The 20467-nt window shown below is 43.4% G+C and carries 17 protein-coding genes; 1 reads left to right on the plus strand and 16 read right to left on the minus strand.

The window, feature by feature from the left end; all coding sequences use genetic code 11:
- The first annotated feature begins 61 nt into the window (after window positions 1–61).
- Window positions 62–2356, plus strand: coding sequence for a catalase/peroxidase HPI (gene katG / locus VQ048_RS02905; RefSeq protein WP_327610185.1), 2295 nt, complete (start codon window positions 62–64; stop codon window positions 2354–2356).
- A 72-nt stretch (window positions 2357–2428) separates the two neighbouring features.
- Here katG and VQ048_RS02910 read toward each other — a convergent pair whose 3' ends face one another.
- From VQ048_RS02910 to infC, 16 genes are all read right to left on the minus strand, one after another.
- Window positions 2429–3724 (minus strand): glycosyltransferase family protein, encoded by a 1296-nt coding sequence (locus tag VQ048_RS02910; protein WP_327610186.1) that lies wholly within the window; start codon window positions 3722–3724, stop codon window positions 2429–2431.
- 477 nt (window positions 3725–4201) lie between these two features.
- Window positions 4202–5980 (minus strand): acyl-CoA dehydrogenase FadE, encoded by a 1779-nt coding sequence (locus VQ048_RS02915; protein ID WP_327610187.1) that lies wholly within the window; start codon window positions 5978–5980, stop codon window positions 4202–4204.
- A 39-nt stretch (window positions 5981–6019) separates the two neighbouring features.
- Complete coding sequence (locus VQ048_RS02920) at window positions 6020–7201, minus strand: thiolase family protein (RefSeq protein ID WP_327610188.1); 1182 nt, start codon at window positions 7199–7201, stop codon at window positions 6020–6022.
- A gap of 33 nt (window positions 7202–7234) precedes the next feature.
- A complete protein-coding gene (locus tag VQ048_RS02925; protein ID WP_327610189.1) occupies window positions 7235–9640 on the minus strand; it encodes a 3-hydroxyacyl-CoA dehydrogenase/enoyl-CoA hydratase family protein in 2406 nt (801 codons plus the stop codon).
- Between the two features lie 32 nt (window positions 9641–9672).
- Window positions 9673–10125 (minus strand): MarR family winged helix-turn-helix transcriptional regulator, encoded by a 453-nt coding sequence (locus tag VQ048_RS02930; protein ID WP_327610190.1) that lies wholly within the window; start codon window positions 10123–10125, stop codon window positions 9673–9675.
- 174 nt (window positions 10126–10299) lie between these two features.
- Window positions 10300–11214 (minus strand): ABC transporter ATP-binding protein, encoded by a 915-nt coding sequence (locus VQ048_RS02935; RefSeq protein WP_327610191.1) that lies wholly within the window; start codon window positions 11212–11214, stop codon window positions 10300–10302.
- Window positions 11215–11227: 13 nt separating this feature from the next.
- On the minus strand, window positions 11228–12193 hold the full coding sequence (locus VQ048_RS02940) for an iron chelate uptake ABC transporter family permease subunit (RefSeq protein WP_327610192.1): 966 nt from the start codon (window positions 12191–12193) through the stop codon (window positions 11228–11230).
- 5 nt (window positions 12194–12198) lie between these two features.
- The gene (locus tag VQ048_RS02945) at window positions 12199–14724 is read right to left on the minus strand and encodes a YfhO family protein (RefSeq protein ID WP_327610193.1); all 2526 of its coding nucleotides are present in this window, start codon (window positions 14722–14724) and stop codon (window positions 12199–12201) included.
- Between the two features lie 70 nt (window positions 14725–14794).
- Window positions 14795–15004 carry a hypothetical protein gene (locus VQ048_RS02950; protein ID WP_327610194.1) on the minus strand — a complete coding sequence of 70 codons (210 nt, stop codon included), beginning with the start codon at window positions 15002–15004 and terminating at the stop codon, window positions 14795–14797.
- A gap of 9 nt (window positions 15005–15013) precedes the next feature.
- Complete coding sequence (locus VQ048_RS02955; RefSeq protein ID WP_327610195.1) at window positions 15014–16090, minus strand: DUF6263 family protein; 1077 nt, start codon at window positions 16088–16090, stop codon at window positions 15014–15016.
- A gap of 11 nt (window positions 16091–16101) precedes the next feature.
- A complete protein-coding gene (rlmB, locus tag VQ048_RS02960; protein ID WP_327610196.1) occupies window positions 16102–16839 on the minus strand; it encodes a 23S rRNA (guanosine(2251)-2'-O)-methyltransferase RlmB in 738 nt (245 codons plus the stop codon).
- Window positions 16840–16880: 41 nt separating this feature from the next.
- Complete coding sequence (locus VQ048_RS02965) at window positions 16881–17351, minus strand: DinB family protein (RefSeq protein WP_327610197.1); 471 nt, start codon at window positions 17349–17351, stop codon at window positions 16881–16883.
- A gap of 258 nt (window positions 17352–17609) precedes the next feature.
- Complete coding sequence (locus VQ048_RS02970) at window positions 17610–18245, minus strand: ABC transporter ATP-binding protein (protein WP_327610198.1); 636 nt, start codon at window positions 18243–18245, stop codon at window positions 17610–17612.
- Entirely contained in the window at window positions 18232–19185 is a 954-nt protein-coding gene (locus tag VQ048_RS02975) for a hypothetical protein (protein ID WP_327610199.1), read from the minus strand. Before VQ048_RS02975 ends, VQ048_RS02970 begins: the two co-directional genes overlap by 14 nt.
- Before the next feature lie 64 nt (window positions 19186–19249).
- The gene (locus VQ048_RS02980) at window positions 19250–19804 is read right to left on the minus strand and encodes a hypothetical protein (protein WP_327610200.1); all 555 of its coding nucleotides are present in this window, start codon (window positions 19802–19804) and stop codon (window positions 19250–19252) included.
- A gap of 116 nt (window positions 19805–19920) precedes the next feature.
- Window positions 19921–20421 (minus strand): translation initiation factor IF-3, encoded by a 501-nt coding sequence (gene infC / locus VQ048_RS02985; RefSeq protein WP_327610355.1) that lies wholly within the window; start codon window positions 20419–20421, stop codon window positions 19921–19923.
- Window positions 20422–20467 lie beyond the last annotated feature (46 nt).

Below are 20467 nucleotides of genomic sequence, written 5' to 3' on the forward strand. Positions count from 1 at the left end.
ACGTGATGGTATGGGGGAATCCTCCTACATTTGTCCAAAATAACATCAAAACAGAATTATTATGAATCATTCCGAACAAGGGAAATGTCCTTTTTCCCATTCCAATGGATCCGATGAAAATCAAAATGTTAGCGGCTCTGAATTCCAAAGGGATTCCGATAACAAAGGCAAAAACATAGCCTCTTCAGCGGGGAAGTGTCCGGTGATGCATGGGGCTAATACCGAGGAAAGTCAGTCCGTAATGAGTTGGTGGCCTAATGCGCTCAATTTGGATATTTTGGCCCAGCATGATACGAAGACCAATCCTCTTGGAGAGTCGTTTAATTATGCGGAGGAATTTAAAAAACTGGACTTGGAGGCGGTGAAAAGCGATTTGAGGGCTTTGATGACCGATTCTCAGGACTGGTGGCCTGCGGATTACGGAAACTATGCGGGGATGTTTGTCCGTACGGCTTGGCACTTGGCGGGGTCTTACCGTAAGGCGGACGGTCGGGGAGGCAGCAATACGGGAAACCAGCGTTTTGCGCCGTTAAACTCCTGGCCAGATAATGTGAATACGGACAAGGGACGTCGTTTACTTTGGCCGATCAAGAAAAAATACGGCAACAAGATTTCTTGGGGCGATTTGATCATCTTGGCAGGAACGGTGGCTTATGAGTCAGTGGGGCTTAAAACGTTTGGTTTTGCGGGTGGAAGATCCGATATATGGCATCCCGAAAAAGATATTTACTGGGGCTCCGAGAAGCAGTGGCTTGCCCCTACAGGGAGCGAAGGCACTCGGTATGACGGCGATCGTGAGAGTTTGGAGAACCCTCTGGCGGCAGTGATGATGGGGCTTATTTATGTCAACCCAGAAGGGGTGGATGGCCATCCGGATCCTCTTCGGACCGCTCAAGATATGCGGGTGACTTTCGAGCGAATGGGGATGAATGACGAAGAAACGGTGGCGCTAACGGCGGGAGGACATACGGTAGGGAAATGCCACGGAAATGGACGAGCCGAAAAACTTGGTAAAGACGTGGAAGGCGCCGATGTAGAGTTTCAGGGGTTGGGCTGGCATAACCCTGAGGGAACAGGTAACGGCGCTCATACGATGGTTAGCGGGATCGAAGGGGCTTGGACGACGCATCCGGACCGTTGGGACAACGGCTTTTTCGATTTGTTGCTGAATCACGAATGGGAGTTGAAAAAAAGCCCTGCGGGAGCATGGCAATGGGAGCCGGTGGATATGGACGAATCCAAAAAACCGGTGGATGCTCACGACCCGACCGTAAAAAGAAATCCTATCATGACAGATGCCGATATGGCTCTGAAAATCGATCCGGAGTACCGTAAGATTTCGGAAAAGTTTTACAATGATTTTGATTATTTTTCTGACGTTTTTGCTCGTGCTTGGTTTAAGCTGACTCATAGGGATTTAGGGCCTAAGTCCCGTTATTTGGGGGCGGATGTTCCTTCGGAGGATTTGCTATGGCAAGACCCGATTCCTTCTGTGGATTACGTACTGACCGAGCAAGAGGTGGCGGATTTAAAACAACAGCTTCTGAACAGTGGGCTGACCAGGGCAGAACTTATTGCTACGGCTTGGGACAGTGCGCGGACTTACCGAGGTTCGGACTATCGTGGTGGGGCTAACGGAGCGAGAATCCGTCTGGAGCCACAGAATCAGTGGGAAGGAAACGAACCCGAGAGACTTGCTAAAGTCCTGAAAAAACTCACGGAAATTCAGAATGGTTTTTCTCCTAAAGTGAGTTTGGCAGACCTTATCGTGTTGGGTGGAACGGCTGCCGTGGAACAAGCGGCCAAGGAGGCCGGAGTGGAAATTAATGTTCCGTTTGCTCCTGGTAGAGGAGATGCTTCTCAAGAAATGACAGATATCGATTCGTTTGGCGATCTTGAACCGATTCATGACGGTTTTAGAAACTGGTTGAAGAAAGATTATGTGGTTCCTTCGGAGGAGCTGCTTTTGGATCGGGCTCAGCTTATGGGGCTTACGGCTCCTGAAATGACGGTTTTAATCGGAGGGATGCGTGTGTTGGGAGCCAATTATGGCAGTGAAAAACATGGCGTGTTTACTCAACGGGAGGGCGTTTTGACCAACGATTTCTTCGTCACGCTTACCGACATGAATTACCGTTGGGTTCCTGCAGGCAATAACCTTTACCGTATTGTGGATCGCTCTTCGGGGGAAACCAAATATACCGCTACCCGTGTGGATTTGGTGTTTGGCAGCAATTCTATCTTAAGGGCTTATGCGGAAGTTTATGCTCAAGACGATAACAAGGAAAAATTCGTCAAAGATTTTGTTAAAGCATGGACTAAGGTGATGAATGCGGATCGTTTCGATTTGAGATAAAATTTTTGAAAGACCAAGAAAAAAGCCACGCTCCGTTTGAGAGTGTGGCTTTTCTATTAGAGTGCATTAGACTTAGCGCTGTAAAATTTCGCTTAATTTTTTGGTGAGAGCCCGCCGGGAGTAACTTTCGATATCGGTTCGGGAAAAATTGCAAACGGTATCGTGATTTTTCCATTGGCGGTAAGTTTCCAGAATAAAGGTTTTTACTTTCTCTTTTTCATCATAGGTGAAATGGCTTCCGGAGTGGGTTTCCTCAAGAATTCGTGCTACGTCGGCTCCATTGGGACCAAAGGATAAGATGGGTTTTCCCGAGGCTAAGTATTCAAAAAGTTTTCCGGGGATGATGCCGCGGGAATGCGCTTCGGGAAAGTTGGTTAAAAGGAGCAAGGCGGCATTGGCCATTTCTTCCAAAGCCTCTTGGTGGGAGAGGTAGCCTGTGGAATAGACGGCAGAGGAAAGCAACGTTGATTTTAAAGTGTGGGCTATTTTTTCGTCTACCCGTCCCACAAAGCGAATCTCGAGATCGGATTTAAAATCGGGGCTTTCTCCAACCAGTTCTTCCAAGGCCTGCCAAAGGATTTTGGGGGTTCTCAGTTGTTCTAATACGCCGATATAGCTAATCGCAAAGCGTTTGCTTTTCGGGCTTGGGGCTACGAGCTGAGCCTCTTTATCAAACCCATTGGTGAGGCATACGGCATTGGCTCCTTTTTTACGGAAGTTTTCGGCATCGGTAAAACTCGTGGCTAAAGTAAGGTCTGCGGTTTTGAATACCTTTTCTTCCAAGACACGGTGTTTACGGTCGGCCCATGAGGTTAGTTTCAGGTGTTTGTAGTAAGAAATTTCCGTCCAGGGATCCCGAAAATCGGCAATCCATTTCAAATCAGGAAAATGCCGTTTTAGTTTCAAGCCTATAAGGTGAAGCGAGTGGGGTGGTCCCGTGGTGACTAAGGCTTCGTAGGAATGCTCCCGAAGGTGTTTTTTTAAAAAATTTACGGAAGGACGAACCCAAAAGACTCTCGCATCGGGAATGAAAAAATTACCTCTTACCCAAATGGAAAGTTTGGACTTCCAGTTTTGATGGTGGCCGACATCAAATTGACCGGCTTTGTATTTTTTGTTGTTTTTATTTAGTTTTTCGGCCCATTGGTAAGGCTCCCATATGGGGGTTCTGATAGTGGAAATACCTTCGGGGACCTCATCCACGAGACTTTCGTCCATGAGGGGATAGCTCGGATTCTGAGGGATGAATACCGTGGGAGACCATCCGAATTCGGGCAGGTATTTGGCAAATTTCAACCACCGCTGGACGCCCGGTCCACCGGCAGGTGGCCAATAATAAGAAACGATTAAAACTTTTTTTTCGGCCATTTTTACAAAATCAATGCGCTAAAATACGAAAACTTTAGAGGACAAGCCGAAAAGAAGTGCCTTAGCGTATTTGGATTTACTTTTTCTCTATCGTTTTTGCATAGGCGGTTGCAAAACAATTAAAAGTAAAAAATAAAAAACCGGCGAGCACTAAATCCGGAATCAACCAAAATAAACCGGAAGCCAAAAGAGTAACCGCTAAAGCTAATGGTTTTCTTTTGAAAAGGATGACATAGCCTTGTATAAAGGCTAAACAAGCTATCAATGCAAAGAAAACGCCTACGAGAGGGAATAAAAGGGTGCTCATGGGGATTTCGGTTAAGGGAAGCAAATGTAATGAAAAAGACAAACAGACAGAACGTGAAGTCGTTAGATTTTATCAAAAAAATTAAATGGCGTTAAAGGTTGTATTCGGTTTAAAACACAACGCTCCGAATAAGATTCGGAGCGTTGTTAATTAAGCTTTTGGAACGGTATTTAGTAGGTTCCTTTTTCGACGAAGTGAGCTGCTACTTTTTCGGTTAGGGCGACCACGTTCGGTGCGTTGGTGTATTTAGTGAAACGTCTTAACCCTGAAAGCATCATTCTTTGTTCGTCGCCTTCAGCAAAGGAGACAATCCCTTCTTTGGCTGCCGCTGTAATGGCTTCGACTGCTTTGTAGAGGTTTAATCTGGCCATTGCGGCTTCAACCGAGTCGGTATCAAAATGCTTTTCTGCTCTTAAAACTGCAGATTCTGCCATGTAAATTTGGTTAAGAATTTCGGAGGCGTTCAACAGCAAATGCTGTTGCTTTTCGATTTCCATCATGTATTTCTGAAGGGCGGCTCCGGAAACCATAAGGAATACTTTTTTAAGGTTGGCGATCAACGCTTTTTCTTCACTCATGTATGCGGAGTAATCGGGCACTTCAAAAGAAGGAATACTCATCAGCTCTTTTCCGATGGCCATAGCGGGCGTCAAGAGGTCAATCTCGCCTTTCATGGCTCTTTTAATTAGCATTCCTACGGATAATAGACGGTTGATTTCGTTGGTTCCCTCGTATATTCTTCCGATACGGGCATCTCTCCAAGCGGCTTCCATAGGCGCATCCTCGGAAAAGCCCATCCCGCCGAAAATCTGGATGCCTTCATCGGCTGTATGCTGCGTAAGATCCGAAACGAAAACTTTAAGGATAGAGCATTCTACGGCGAATTCTTCAACGCCTTTTAACTCGGCTTGTTGGTGATCCATACCGTTATTCGTAAGTTCGGTGATTTTGTCCTCAATGTTTTTGGCTGCTCTGTAAGAGCCTGCTTCACAGACAAACACGCCGGTTGCCATTTCGGCTATTTTTTTGCGGATTGCTCCGAAGGAAGAAATACTGACGCCGAATTGTTTACGATCGTTAGCGTATTGGATGGAATGGTTAAGGATTCTTCTTTGTCCGTCCAGTGAAGCGGCAGCCAGTTTTATCCTTCCCACGTTTAGGGCGTTCAGGGCAATTTTAAACCCGTTGTTACGCTCGCCCAAAAGGTTTTCCACGGGGATTTTCATCTCGTTGAAAAAAACCTGGCGGGTGGAAGAGGAGCGGATCCCCAGTTTATGCTCTTCTTCTCCGAAGGAAAGCGACTCTGGATTTTCCAATTCGGAGCGGTTAACCACGAAGCCCGTGATGTTTTTGTCGTCGTCGATTTTTGCAAAAAGAGTAAATGTATCGGCAAAACCCGCATTGGAAATCCACATTTTCTGCCCGTTGATAATATAATGTTTACCATCTTCCGAAAGGCGGGCTTTGGTTTTTCCGCTGTTGGCATCCGAACCGGCATCCGGTTCGGTTAGACAGTAGGCTCCAAATTTCAATCCTTGTGCAAGATCGGGAAGGTATTTGTTTTTTTGCTCTTCCGTACCGTAAAAAAGGATGGGAAGGGTTCCGATACCGGTATGTGCTCCATAGGCGGTGGCCAAAGATCCGTTCGCTCCCGAAGCGACGTCACAAGCCAGCACGGTGGTTACAAACCCCATGCCTAATCCGCCGTACTGCTCGGGAACGGCAATGCCCAAAGCGCCCATTTCCCCGAGTTTCTTCATGCACTCTTCGGTGAGGGCATAATCTTTTTTCTCGAATCGGTCGCGATGCGGAATCACCTCGCGGTCAATAAATTCACGAATGGAGTCGCGAAGCATCTTTTGTTCTTCATTCAGCTCTTCAAGACTGAAAATCTCGGTGGCAGGGGTTTCCTTGATTAAGAATTCTCCCCCTTTAAGTATTGTGCTCATTTTTTCTGTATTTTTTAGGATTAAGTGATTTAATTGGTTTTATTTTAGGCGTTCAAAAATACTTGCGGCGCCTTGTCCCGTTCCTACGCACATGGTAACCATACCGTATTTCTGTCCTCTCTTTCGCATTTCATCCAAAAGCTGAACGGTCAGTTTGGTGCCGGTGCACCCGAGCGGATGCCCTAAAGCAATGGCTCCACCATTTACATTGAGGATTTCCCGATTAAGATCCAACTCTTTTATAATGGCTACCGATTGGGAAGCAAAAGCCTCGTTCAATTCGATGAGTTCAATATCTTTTAAGGTTAAACCGGCTTGCTTCAAAGCCTTGGGAATGGCATAAACCGGTCCCATGCCCATAATTCGGGGCTCTAAGCCGGCGGTGGCATAAGATACCAGTCGGGCCTCAGGTTCCAACCCGAGTTCTTTTACCATTTCTTCGGACATGACGATGACAAATGCCGCTCCGTCCGACATTTGCGAAGAATTTCCTGCCGTTACGCTTCCTCCGTTTGCAAAAACGGGTTTCAGTTTGGCAAGCCCTTCCAGTGAAGTGTCTTTTCTGGGGCCCTCATCCACTGAAAATTCAAAGGATTTGGTCTGTAGTTTTTGATTTTCGTCAAGGAAGTTATACTCCACCGGAATAGGGACAATCTGTCCTTCAAATTTGTTTTCGGCTAAAGCCTTGAGAGCTTTACGGTGAGAGTCAAAAGCAAAAGCATCTTGTTCCTCACGGCTAATCTGATACTGCTGAGCTACCGCTTCGGCCGTATATCCCATGCCCCAATAATAGTCGGGGTTGGACTTGGCCACGTCGGTTTCCGGTACGGGTTTGTAACCGCCCATGGGAATGAAACTCATGGATTCTGTCCCCCCAGCAATGATGCAGTCGGCCATTCCCGCCTGGATTTTAGCCGAAGCAATAGCAATGGCTTCCGATCCCGAAGCACAATAACGATTCACGGTTACTCCGGGAACCCGATCCGTGTTTAGTCCCATCAGGGAAATAAGTCGGGCCACATTCAGCCCTTGCTCCGCCTCAGGCATGGCATTACCTACAATTAAATCGTCAATTCGGTTCTTGTCGAGTTCGGGTACGTCGGTCATCAGTTTTTCGATGACTTTGACCGCCATTACATCGGGACGCGTAAACCGAAGCGAACCCTTAGGGGCTTTTCCTACAGCTGTTCTGTAGCCTTTTATGATGTATGCTGTTTTCATTTTTTTGCAGTATTTAATGGTAAATGTTTCGTATTAATTTCTCAGAGGTTTTCCTTTTTGAAGCATGTATTGGATGCGCTCCAATGTTTTGCGTTCGCCGCAAAGCTGCAAGAACGCTTCCCGTTCCAAATTGAGTAAGTATTGCTCTGTTACCAGAGTTTCTTCGGACAAATTTCCTCCAGCCATAACATAAGCCAATTTATCGGCGATTTTTTTGTCGTGCTCGGAAATGTATTTTCCGGCCAACATTTGATCCGTCCCTACATAGAACATTCCCAAAGCATCCCGACCGAGGACCCTTACTTTTTGCCCGATGGGTTGGGTATAACCACTTTCGGCCATCAGTTTGGCGGTTTTCTTCGCTTCGGCTATCTGTCTGTTTTTATTAACCACTACCGTATCCTTACCTTGTTGAAGAAGCCCCATGTCGTAAGCTTCGTAAGCTGAAGTGGCTACTTTTCCCATGGCGATATTCATAAACGCATCTCTTAAACGGTTGTTTTTTACATCGTCTTTGTAGAGGTCGTTCATTGTTCTCAGGGTCATCTCTTTGGTTCCTCCACCGCCAGGAATAACGCCGACGCCGACCTCGACAAGACCAATATAGGTTTCTGCTGCAGCAACCACACGGTCGGCATGGAGTGTCATTTCACAGCCTCCACCTAAGGTTAGCCCAAAAGGAGCCGCCACGACAGGAATGGACGAATAACGCACACGCATCATGGATTTTTGGAAGTAAGCAATCGCCATGTTGAGATCATCCCAATCTTGATCGATGGCCATCATCAGAATCATAGCCAAATTTGCTCCTACCGAGAAATTAGCCCCTTGGTTGGCAATCACCAGACCGTCGTATTCTTTTTCGGCAAGATCGATGGCGCGGTTTAAGCCGTCCAAAACCTCACCGCCCAAAGCATTCATTTTGGAGCGGATTTCAAAGTTGAGGATGCCGTCTCCCAAATCTTGAATGGCTGCGCCCGAATTACTCCACAAGGTTTTCTCTTTCCGGATATTATCCAAAATAATAAATGCTTCTTGCCCCGGTATGGTACGGTAATCGGTGTCGGCTTTATTGAAGAAGAGCGTGTGCCCTTCGGCATTAATTTGATAAAAAGATTGCCCGCAGTCGGCTAAGTTTTTTACCCAGTCGGAAACCTCGTAACCGGCTTCTTTGGCCAGCTCGATTCCTTTGGCTACCCCTACAGCATCCCAAATTTCAAACGGACCGTTTTCCCATCCGAATCCCGCCCGCATGGCATCGTCTATTTTGTAAATTTCATCGGAAATTTCGGGAACTTTATGAGAAACATAGGCAAATAAAGCTCCAAGTGTACTGCGATAGAGTTCACCGGCTTTGTCTTTACCGCTTATCAAAACCTTGAAGCGGTCAATCGCTCGGTCGATGGTTTTGGTCAGCTCCAAAGTGGCAAAAGACGATTTATCCTGACTCTCGTATCCGAGGGTATTGAGGTTAAGTCCCAAAATTTCAGATTTTCCATCCTCGGTTTTTACCTTTTTAAAGAACCCCTGTCCGGATTTCGATCCTAACCATTGTTGGTCCATCATGTGCTGAATATAGCCCGGAAGTTGGAAAACTTCTTTGAAGGCGTCCGATTCTACACCGCTTTCTCTTACGCCATTCGCTACATGCACCAGCGTATCCAATCCTACCACGTCTGCTGTTCGGAACGTTGCGGATTTCGGGCGACCAATCACCGGTCCGGTAAGTTTATCCACATCGGAAACCGTGAGGCCTAACAATTTGACCTTATGCAGAAGATCCATCATGCCAAAAACACCAATGCGGTTGGCAATAAACGCCGGAGTATCTTTGGCTAAAACAGTAGTTTTACCCAGGAATTTAGCCCCATAAGCCATATAGAACTCTACAATTTCAGGAGCTGTCTCTGCTGTAGGAATGATTTCCAATAGTGGGAGGTATCGCACAGGATTGAAAAAATGTGTTCCGGCGAAATACTTTTTAAAATCGTCGCTTCTTCCTTCCGTAAGGAGATGAATCGGGATGCCGGACGTATTGGAGGAAACGAGCGTTCCGGGTTTACGGTATTGTTCGATTTTTTCGTAAACCGATTTTTTGATGTCCAATCGTTCTACAACCACCTCGATAATCCAGTCGGTATTTTTGATTTTGGCCAAATCGTCTTCAAAATTGCCAATGCTAATTCGGTCGGCAAAACTCGGAGAATAAAGCAGGGCAGGGCTGGCTTTTTTCAGTTTTTCCAAGTTTTCCGAAGCAATTCGATTTCTGAAAGCTTTGTTTTCTTTGGTGATTCCTTTCTGTTGTTCTGCCTCGTTTAGTTCGAACGGGACAATATCGAGCATCAGCACTTCCACACCGATGTTGGCAAAGTGCGCGGCAATCCCCGCGCCCATAATCCCCGATCCGAGAACGGTAACGTGTTTGATTCTTCTTTTCATATTAATGGTACTATTATTTGTTTGATTAAGGGTTATTTCTTGCGGTGGAGTTCGTTGGCGGTCTTTAATATGGTTGCCATGACTTCCTTGAAAATCTGAATTTTTTCGGGACTTACTTTTTCCGTTATGATTTTATTGAAATTAATTACCACGTCCTTGGATATATCACGGTGTCGAAGTCCTTTTTCCGTTAGTTTGATGATGACCTCTCTTTTATCCTGTGTTGTTTTTTCCTTATAAATGTAGCCGTTGTCTTCCAAAAGTTTTACGATTCGGGTTAAAGACGTCGGTTCAATGGCCATTTTGGGGCCGAGGTTGGTGCTACGCGTTCCTTCTTTCGGATCGATTTTCAAAAGAGTGAGCGCCTGAACTGCCGTACTATCGTATTCGGAAGCCAAATCGGAATACATTTTGGATACGGCCAACCAAGTCGATTTTAGAATTAAATCAATGTTTTCTCTATTTTCTTTATCGTTTTTTTTCATCCTGTCCAATTATCTGTTGCAATTTACCAAAAATAAAAATTATTATGCATGCATAATATATTTAGAGTGTTAATGTTTTGTTAAATAGTGATAATCAGAGGTTTAAATTTTATGAAAAGCATAATGCCAATGTTGGATGTTTGGGAAAAATCCTGAAACAAAGTTTTTTAGCCTTTAAGAGGGCAGAATGGAAAGAAGTTCTTCAAAAGAAAATACTTTTTTTTGCCAATCGCCTTTGGAGACAGTCCAGGCATCGTCATGATAAACGAAAGAAAATGCCGAAACTTCGCGATTTTGCTTGATGAGAAGGGAGGTAAGAAGTTCGGCCTCGGAAGTAGGAGCCGAAATAAAAGGCAGGCTTTCGGAAGGCAGCTCAGGAAGAAGCCGTAAATCGTTCAGTAAACAATGCGTTTTTAAGACATCTTCCACGATGCCTGTGTATAGTTTTCGATCTTTGACTAACCATAATTTATCCGAAAAAGCTTTAGCTAAACGCCAATCGTGTGAAGAAAAGAGGATGGCTTTATTTTGGGTTTTGGCTAATTGTCGGAGGAGTTGGAGTATTGCTATTTTGTTTTCTTCGTCCAAATGGGTGGTGGGTTCATCCAAGAGAATCATCGGGGTATTTTGCGCCACGGCCCTCCCGATAAATGCTTTTTGGAGATTTCCGTCGGATAGTTTACCTAAGGGGTAGTGCCGGTACGGAGAAAGACCGAGGTTTTCTATAATTTCTTCCACTTGCCGACGATCCGAAGTTTTGAGGCTGAAGTAGTAAGGGTAATGAATGTACTTGCCTAAAGCAACGAGATCCTCTACGGTAAGGTAGGGAGAGTAGTCGGATTTGGAGAATACCACGGCGATTTGGGAGGCCATCTGAACCGGTGAATAGTCTGACAAGGGTTTCTGATGAAGAGTGATGCGGCCTTTCAAAATCGGATGTTGTTTCAGAATGCTTTTTAACAGGGTGGTTTTTCCTACGCCGTTATTGCCGATTAAGAGGGTGGTTTCCCCTAAATTTAGTTTTGCGCAAGCTTCTTTTATCAAAGGATGCTTGTAGCCTATATCGGTATGCTGAAGTTCTAAAAACATTTTTTTGAGGGAATTAGAGGGTTCTTTTTTTCATCAGCATAGCCAAAATTACAGGAATTCCGAATAAAGAAGTAATGACATTTAGGGGGAAATGCGTGTGCTCCGAAGCAACGGAAAACACTTCCATAACTAAAACGCCCAAAATTAGGTTAAGAATCCATTGGTGCCATAATTGGGAAGGTCGGTAAAGCATTCGGCTGAAATGAGGCACTACGATACCGATGAAGAGAATGGGGCCTAAAAAAGCCGTAACTGCCGCGGAAAGCAGGGAAGAGGACAGAATGATGAAGAGTTTTAGACGTTGCAAATCCACGCCTAAGCTAGACGCATAAGCTACACCTAAGCTGTGTCCGATTAGTGGTTTTATGCATTGGAAAGCACCTCCTATTCCCAAAATAACCAATCCTCCCAAAATAACGACTTGTTGGCGGGTGACAGTACTTCCTGCCCCAAAACTCCATAGAACATAGTTTTTTAGGCTTTGGTTATCGGCATAAAGCTGCAGTACCGACACGACGGCTCCGGCCAACGCAGATACGAGAAAACCGAAAATAATAAGGAAAGATTTATCGTGAAAGCGTCTGGTCAGCCCGATTAAAACCAACATCATCAAGAGGCTGCCCGCAATGGCCGACAAGCTGATAAAACCGTTTTGGAGAAGTTCGTGCCAGCCAAAGTCCGAAGACAAAAACATATAGAAAGCTACGCAAAGGCTGGCCACGGAACTGATGCCAAGCACCGAAGGGCCGGCCAAGGGATTCTGAAAATATTCTTGTAACAAAAAACCGGAGGTGGGCATTGAAATCCCAACTAAAAACATCGCCAATACCCGATTGATCCGAAGTTCAGCAATGGTAGCATTGGCTGTCGAACCGGTAAAATCGGCCAAAGACAACGCCGTGTATCCCGTCCCTAAATTCAGGAAGACGGTCAACACGGTACCAAACAGGAGGATAACGCAAAGCCGGCGAAATTTCATTGGTTTTAAGAAGCGGTTTTATTTGACTTTTGCTTTAGACGATAACCCAGATCAAGAACCGAAAGCAAGATAAACAAACCGAACACCAGTCGGGAGAGGGTTTTTCCTTTGCGAATAACTTCAGGCTCAAACGTCATGGTTACGGTATGCTTTCCGGCCGGAACATGAACGGCTCTCAAAAGATAGTTGGCTTTGAGGTAAGGCACCTCTTTTCCGTCTAAAATCACTTTCCATCCGTGAGGGTAATAAATTTCCGAAAAAACAGCCAATTGCGGTGTTTTGGATTGGGTTTCGAAAGTCATTTGGTTAGGGCGGTAATGTTTTAGCGTAACGAAAGCCGTGGAATCTTTGGCCAGGGTTTTACCGTTGAAATAGGCTTTGTCGGAGGCCGAAACAACTGCCGTCTTTTTATTGTCGATGGTGCCGATGGCTTCGATTTCTTCATTGGGCGTCTGGGCAAAATGAATGTCGGAAACCAGCCACGCATTGCCGTTGGCATTGGGATTCATCACCGCCTGAGGTTGTTCGGCATTACCGAAAATCATGTATTTGGCGTTGAGCATATTGAGAATCCGAGGCACTTTGGCGGTGTCTATTTCACTGAAGTAATGATTGATTAAGTCATCGTAGCGTCTTAGTTTGGCTGCCGAATAACCCCCGATGGACGACTTGAAGTAAGACGTATTGGTTTCGCTGAATGTCCCTAAGGTTTGATTGTAAATACGGTAATGGGAAGGGTCTTTTTCCGCTATTTCTTCAAGGGTTTTATTGAGGTTAACTTGGGAAAGAAGTCCTTGAAGATAAGGATTTTCAGCGGCTTTACCGCTTAGGAAATCGGAATTCTCTGTTAAGAAAGGGGTCTCTGCAAAGGTTTTTTCTACGAAATTCCCTTCGTTAAGGTACCGTTTGTTTACGCTCCACAAATCGAATAAACTGACTAATCCGATGACGACCAAAGCTAAATTTTGGGATAGCTTTTGCTTGGCACTAAACCATAATGCCGCTGCTGTTATTCCGACATACAGCATGGCTTTCAAAACGTCTTCCCGAAACATGGCAAAACGGAATTCGGTAAGATAATCTAAGAAATAAGGGGGAAGGTACTGCTTTTCGTTTGCAGTATGGAAGCCGAAGAGGCTTTTTCCAAAAAGAAGAAAAACGAGCAAGAGCCCCAAAAGACCTCCTGATACCGAAAGAAGAATTTTTTCACGGTATGGTTTTTCGAGGGTTGGGTCATTATAGAAGCGGTAGATGCCTAAAATGGCAATCAAAGGGAAGAGAAGCTCCACAACGACCAAAATGGAAGAAGGCGCCCGGAATTTATTGTACAAAGGAACCGACTCGATAAAGAAATCGGTCAGTGGGGCAAAATGATGCCCCCAAGCCAAAAGAATGGTTAGAACTGAGGCTCCCAAAATCCAGTAGCGGTATTTTTTTGCGGCGAAGAAAAAGCCTAAAACAGCTAAAAAAATCACTACCGCACCTTGATAAGCCGGTCCTGAGGTACCCGGTTGATCGCCCCAATAGGTCAGCGAGCCCAACGCCTGAGAAATCATTTGTTTTTCGTGATCGGAAGCATTAGCAAACATTTCCTGGATGTCGGGAAGCATTTTTTCGGCGCCAGGCTCTTGGCTTCCTCCTCCCATTAGCCTTGGGATAAAGAGGTTCAGGGTTTCGAGTTTTCCGTAGCTCCACATGGTAATACTTTCTTTATCCAAACCCGAGGCCTCGCTTTGGTGACGTTCGTTGGTAAGAATCTGTTTTCCGCGAGTGGTTTCCTTTACGTATTCGGCGTTTGCCAAAAGCCTTTGGGCATTCATACCGATTCCGATGGCGAAGGCGGAAGCCAAAATACCGGTGGAGATAAGAAAATGCCTCCATGTTTCTTTTTGTTTTGCCGTACGAACCAGCTCAGAAAGGAAAAGGAAAGCCAAGGCTATAAAAAGATAATAGGTCATCTGCGGGTGGTTTGCCGCAATCTGAAGTCCCATGGCCAGAGCCGTTAGGATAAAACCGAGAATGTATTTCTTGCGGACGTAGACCAAAAGAATCCCAGCCAACAGCGGTGCAAAATACGCAATAGTATGAACTTTACCGTTGTGACCGGCCGCTATAATGATATAAAAATAAGTGGAAAGCCCGAAAAAAGAAGCCCCGAGAAGCGCATAAGTCCAACGTTTTGTAACGACCATTCCCAAAAGGAAAAAGCCCAAAAAGAGAAGGAAAAGATAGTTCGCAGGTCTTGGCAGAAAATTAAGCGCATAGTCTACTTGTTTTATCCAATCGCCCCGAAATTGAGCTCCAATTTGATAAGTGGGCATTCCGCCAAACATGGAATCACTCCAATAGGTTTCCTCGCCTGTTTGAGCACGGTAGTCCAAGAGTTCTTTGGCGCCGCCTTTGTAATGGACAATGTCGGGTTGTATGATGGCTTTCCCCGATAAAACGGGATGGACATAGATTAAAGCCAGGATAACGAATAATGCGATGCTTCCAATGACCGCGATGATTTTGGTGCGTTCTTTCATCATAACGACAAGCTGGTAAATAACATAAAAACCCTTCTGTCGCACCAGGCGCGGAAGGGTTAGGGGTAAACGATTATTTTTTTTGTTTGGTTTCTTTAATTTCTTCGTACTCCACGGTTTCGGCATCCCACTTCAGGCCGCTTTCTTTTGGGGAAGTCGGCTCTTTCGGTTTTTGGGAAGGCTTGGGAAACTGGTAAAAAGTAGAGAAGAACATCCGTTTGAGAATATTCCATACGAAGAAGAATATAATAGCCGATAGAATCGTCAGCAGGATGAATTTCATAGTAACAAATTAACTGTTTTTCGGATTGACAATAACGGTAGAGTTGGTCGAACTTTTCATGGACTGGGTTTGTTTTCCGTCGCTGATGGTCTCCGTTTGGGTGGTTTTTACACTAACGTTTTGGTTGATGATCCACCCTGTTTTTTGGTCAAACTTAATGGTTCCATTTTGTGCCAGCTCGGAACTAAGGCTGTGGGAAAGGCCTTCCTGATTTCTTTTATCCGTTTTTTTAGGAATTCCACCCGATACGGTTAAGGTAACGACTCCGTTTTCGATGCTTTTCAAGGTGTAGGTGGTGGTTAGTTTAACACTTCCGTCGGGAGTGGCATTTTCTGTTTCGGTCCATTTTTGGCCGATTTTGGCTCCTTCTTTCGGTAGGATGATAAGGTTTTTACCGAATTGTTCCTTCAGTATTTTTTCGTTGAAACTCTGCTTGAATGCCTTCATGAATTCGGCTTTTTCCGTGGCGTCTTTAATTTGCGCGGAAGCGGCCGAAGAAATTTTGTTATAAATGGCATCGAAACCGCTAATGGAAACCACTTCGCCGTTTTCTTTCATTTTCATTTGCAGTTTGTTTCCGGTTAGGGCCTTGTTGATGGTCCACATGATTTTGAGGTTAGCGTCCGAAGGTGCAGCGGCTTTGGTATCGATACTGACGGTTTTTCCGTTGGCAGTTTGGGAATTGGTTTTTCCTATAAGATTAACGCTGAGGTCGTACACCCCGTCTTTGAAATCATTGACGGTAAAAGTCATATCGTCGGTTGATTGGCTGGTGGCCGATACGGATTTACCGTCCGGGCCAGTCATGGTCTGAATGTTACGCTGGAATGTTACCAATGGATACGTCTCGCCTTTCTGGAGTCTGAATTGCTGAGTGTAGACGCCGTTATTTTCCGTAAAAGCATAAACTTGTTGCGGAGAAGCGGTATCTTGCGAAGTTCCGACCACCGCCGAGTCTCCGACGGGAACTTCTACCTTGATGGTATCACCGGTTACGGGATCAATTTTGGTAACGGTTTTGGTTTTATCTTTTGTGCAGGCTGTCAGTAGAATAGCGAGCGCTGCCAATGTGGTTATCTTTTTCATTGTTTGTTTTTTTAATGGGTTAATTTTTGTCTTACGGCTTCGTACAACAAGGCACCGCAAGCGACCGAAACGTTCAGACTTTGGGTTTTGCCCTCAATGGGGAGTTTTATTTTTTCATCGGAATGATGCAGCACTTCTTTGGAAATACCGGTTTCCTCGTTGCCCATTACAATGGCGCAGGGTTCGGTGAAACGCACGTCATAAATCAATTTTTGTGCCTTTTCGGTTGCCGCAAAAACAGAAACTCCGCTTTGTTGAAGAAAATCTACCGTATGAGCCAGATTCTTTTCTTTGCAAATTTTTACGTTGTAAATGGCTCCTGCTGAGGTTTTTATAGCATCCGAATTGATTGGAGCTGCACCTTTCTCCGGGATAATAATGGCGTGCACACCCACGCACTCGGCCGTGCGACAAATGGCACCGAAATTCCGTACGTCGGTCAGACGGTCCAGCATGAGCAGAAAAGGCACTTTACCCTCTTCAAAAAGCTGAGGAAGCACGTCTTCAATCTTGTGGAACGGGACATCAGAAATAAAAGCCACCACCCCTTGATGATTTTTACGGGTAAAGCGGTTTAGTTTCTCAACCGGAACGTAATTGGCTCTCAGTTGGTGCTTGGCCAATAGTTTTTTCAGCTCGGCTACGATGGGGCCTTGCAGGCCGTTTTGTAAAAAGATTTTATCGATGGTTTTTCCTGCTTCGATGGCTTCGATAACCGGACGAAGTCCGAAAATGAAATTGTCTTTCATTTGGTTTTATTTGATTTTTTGTCGGATGTTATTCCTTAGTTTTAATACATTTCACCTAATAGAGCTCTTTTCTGAGCCAAAACATAGCCGTAATGCAAGCTCTCGTGAATATTGTTGAAGGTAATGGCATCTTCGATACTTTTCAAATCCAATCCGAAACTGGTGGTGTAGGGGCTGTAAACGCCGAAGTATTCTTGGTCATAATCTTTCACCAACAATTTGGAGGTTTCAATAAGCATGGATTTCAGATGCTCCATTTCGTCTTGCGAGACGTTAAGGTTTGGCAACGTTCCTTTTTTATAGGTTTCCACCCAGTATTTGTCGATGCGAAAGCTTTTTCCGCTCAAATAATAGTGGAGGAGTTGTTGGGTTGCCATGGTGTGGGCAATGTTCCAATAGATGTTATTGTTAAAGCCGTCAGGAATTATCAGTAACTCTTCTGGAGAGGTGCTCTCCAGCACTTCGAGAAGATTCTGACGGATTTGCCTATGCGCCAAGAAATGATAGTTCATTTTTACAGGGGATTTTAGAATCCCAAAAGTAGAGTAATTAATTGTAAATGGCAAAAATTGGAGGCCTAAAACCACACCTATCGCCATAAATATTCCATTCGTCCGCTCGAATCAAGTTTTGATCGGGTTGGATGGGAGAGGGAAATGCGGCTTTTCGGAAAAAGTATTTGCGAAAAACGGGGGCTTTCTGCATACAAATTCAAACGAAAACCATATTCACTCCGTCTTGGGGGAATAAACATTATCGGCCGTTTGGTCTCAGAACTTAAAATTTTGCAGTTCGTGATAATCGCTCTTTGAATATATTTTTTCAATTTTTCCGTCTTGTAAAATTGCAATTTGATCGCAAGTATGAAACAGCGTTTCAATGATATGAGAACTGACGATGACAATCTTATTTTCGGATTTTAATTCCTGAATAATTTCATAAAGAATATGAACGCCTTCAAAATCAACTCCATTAAAAGGTTCGTCCAAAATATTTATTGGTTTGTCAAGCATTAACATTCCGATTAATGCTAATTTCTTTTTCATTCCGCTTGAATAATACTGAGCGAATTTGTTAAGAGGAAGTTTAAATCTATCAACTAAATTTTCAAGTTTTTCTTTGTTTTCTTGAGAAAAATAATCAAGATATTCTTTTCCTGTTATGAACGGATAAAAGTAGTTTTCGGTTTCTAAATAGGCGATATTTTCACGCTTTAACGGCAAATTGTCCCAAGATATTTTACCGTCATATTTTATACTTTGATAAAGCGTTTCAAAAAGCGTCGTTTTTCCTGCACCATTTTTCCCGAGTAAGCCTAAAATAATTCCCTCTTCAACTTCAAGATTTAAATTATTCAAAATATTTTGGGTTTTATAACTCACATTTAGATCCTTAATTTCCAACATAATGCTTTAAGTTTTTTTTCGCAGATTTTATATTTGAATTTAATATAAAAATTGCAGGAATTATTGTGATACTACAAAAAAAGTATTCTAAATAAATGCCTATATTGTAATTAATCGTTTTTTCTTTATGATGGTAATTTTTGTATTTTCTTGTTAATATGAGCAAATAGTATAAGTTTATAAATGCCATGTAATAAATGAGATATAGACTTTGCTCATGGTTAAAAAAGATGAAAACCAAATAGGAGGGAAGTAGCAAAAGATTTAAAAAAATTAAATTTTTTCGAATCTTGAAATTGAAGTCAAACTTTTTGAAATACATTTCCAACATCTCTTTACTTTCATTAGTCCCGAAAACAGCTGAAAAATCAAGCAAAAAAATACCGCAAAATATCAAAGTTGCTGTTTGATAGCCTGAAATTATAGAAATCGCAAACACAATGATTGAAAGCCAAGAATATTTTCGTAAGAAACTTTTCCATTCAAAGAGATGGTTTGGTACAAAATTCCACTTTAAAGAAATATCTGGCTTTGATTTTAGGAATAAAAACGACAAAAATGAAATTGCAATGATTCCAATAATTCCAATCTTCTCAAACTCATAATTGACATTGATAAGCAGAAAGAAACTATAAAGCAGAACGTTTTCTAAAAATAGAATCAGCCTCCAATTTCTTACAAAAATTTTTTTCAAAAACGGAACATCTTTTCTATTGAAGTGAAAAAATGCGGTTAAAGCCGAAAATAGCATTGGGTAGTAGTCGTTTTCGGGAAGTTTTACAATTGTTAGACCTCCTAAAATAAGAATGATGGGAAAACTCAACTTGGGCATTAAGTTAAAAATGCGCAATCCTTGTTTTATTCTAAACAAAAAATGGCTGAAAATTTTATTCAAGTTTTCTATTTTTGAGGTTTCTTTTAATAAAACGGTAGCTATCAATGAAGCGGGTTAGCATTAATCTGCCATTTTGCCAAACTATTGTTCTGTCAGGGCTATTTTGATATTATTTTTTCACTAAATTGTTTTCTTTCAGTCCATCGGCTTTCAATAACGTTCCATTGCTTTCTTTTCCGTTTACGATATAACTTTCCTTTAATCTACAATCATGGCTTCCAATATATCCAAACATTCCATAATGCAGATAAGCATAATGATGAAATCCTGAAATATTGTAAAATCGCTTGCAATTTTCTTTTGTTTCTACAATGATGGTATCCGTTTTCAAAAATTTATCAAAAGGGATTTCGGTCGAAAAATAATCCTCTACAGAAGTAACAGTATAATTCACCAAGGTATCTTTAACCACTTTATTATTCCTAATAATATAATATTTCAGGGCATTTATTTCTGATTTGTCAAAACCTCCAAGTGTAATTGACGGTTTTTCTGTAATCACTTTTAGGTTATTACATTCTCTCGAATATTTAATTCCATCTTCTTTCGCTCTATTTTGATTAGTTTTCACAGACCACCAAAACCAAGTTACAAAAGAAGCGAAGATTAAAAGTATAATACCCGAAATAATTAAATGGCCTTTTAGATATTGGTTTATCCTCATTTTAGTCCGGTTTTGGAAGAATTGCAGTCCATGGTAAAAATGGTACTTTTTGTCATGCAAAACCACTTCATAAATCGAATTTACGAAGTGGTTTTGAAAAAGTTGGAGAGCAAAATTTATTTTACCGATTTTTTCGGGCTCATCATCATAATCATTCTCTTGCCTTCCAGTTTGGGCAACTGATCTACTTTTCCGACGTGCTCCAAGTCCTGAGCCAAACGAAGGAGCAGAATTTCCCCTTGGTCTTTGAAGATAATTGAACGGCCCTTGAAGAAAACGTAGGTCTTCAGCTTTGAGCCTTCTTCCAAGAACTTTTCGGCGTGCTTTTTCTTGAATTCGTAGTCGTGATCGTCGGTTTGAGGACCGAACCGAATCTCCTTCACTACGACTTTCACCTGCTTGGCCTTCAGTTCTTTTTGTTTTTTCTTTTGTTCGTACAAGAATTTTTTGTAGTCCATAATTCGGGCTACGAAAGGCTCGGCCTTATCGGAGATTACGACCAAGTCCAATTCTTGTTCTTGAGCCATTTCTTTGGCTTTTGCAGTGGGGTAGATGCCTGCCTCCACGTTGTCGCCCACGAGACGAAGCTCCTTCACACGGATCTTGTCGTTAATCAAGTGTGCATCCTCTTGTTGCACTCTTCTTGGGCCTCTGTTGCGGTTG

The sequence above is a fragment of the Bergeyella anatis genome (genome assembly GCF_036016955.1).
Classification (GTDB): domain Bacteria; phylum Bacteroidota; class Bacteroidia; order Flavobacteriales; family Weeksellaceae; genus JAYWXI01.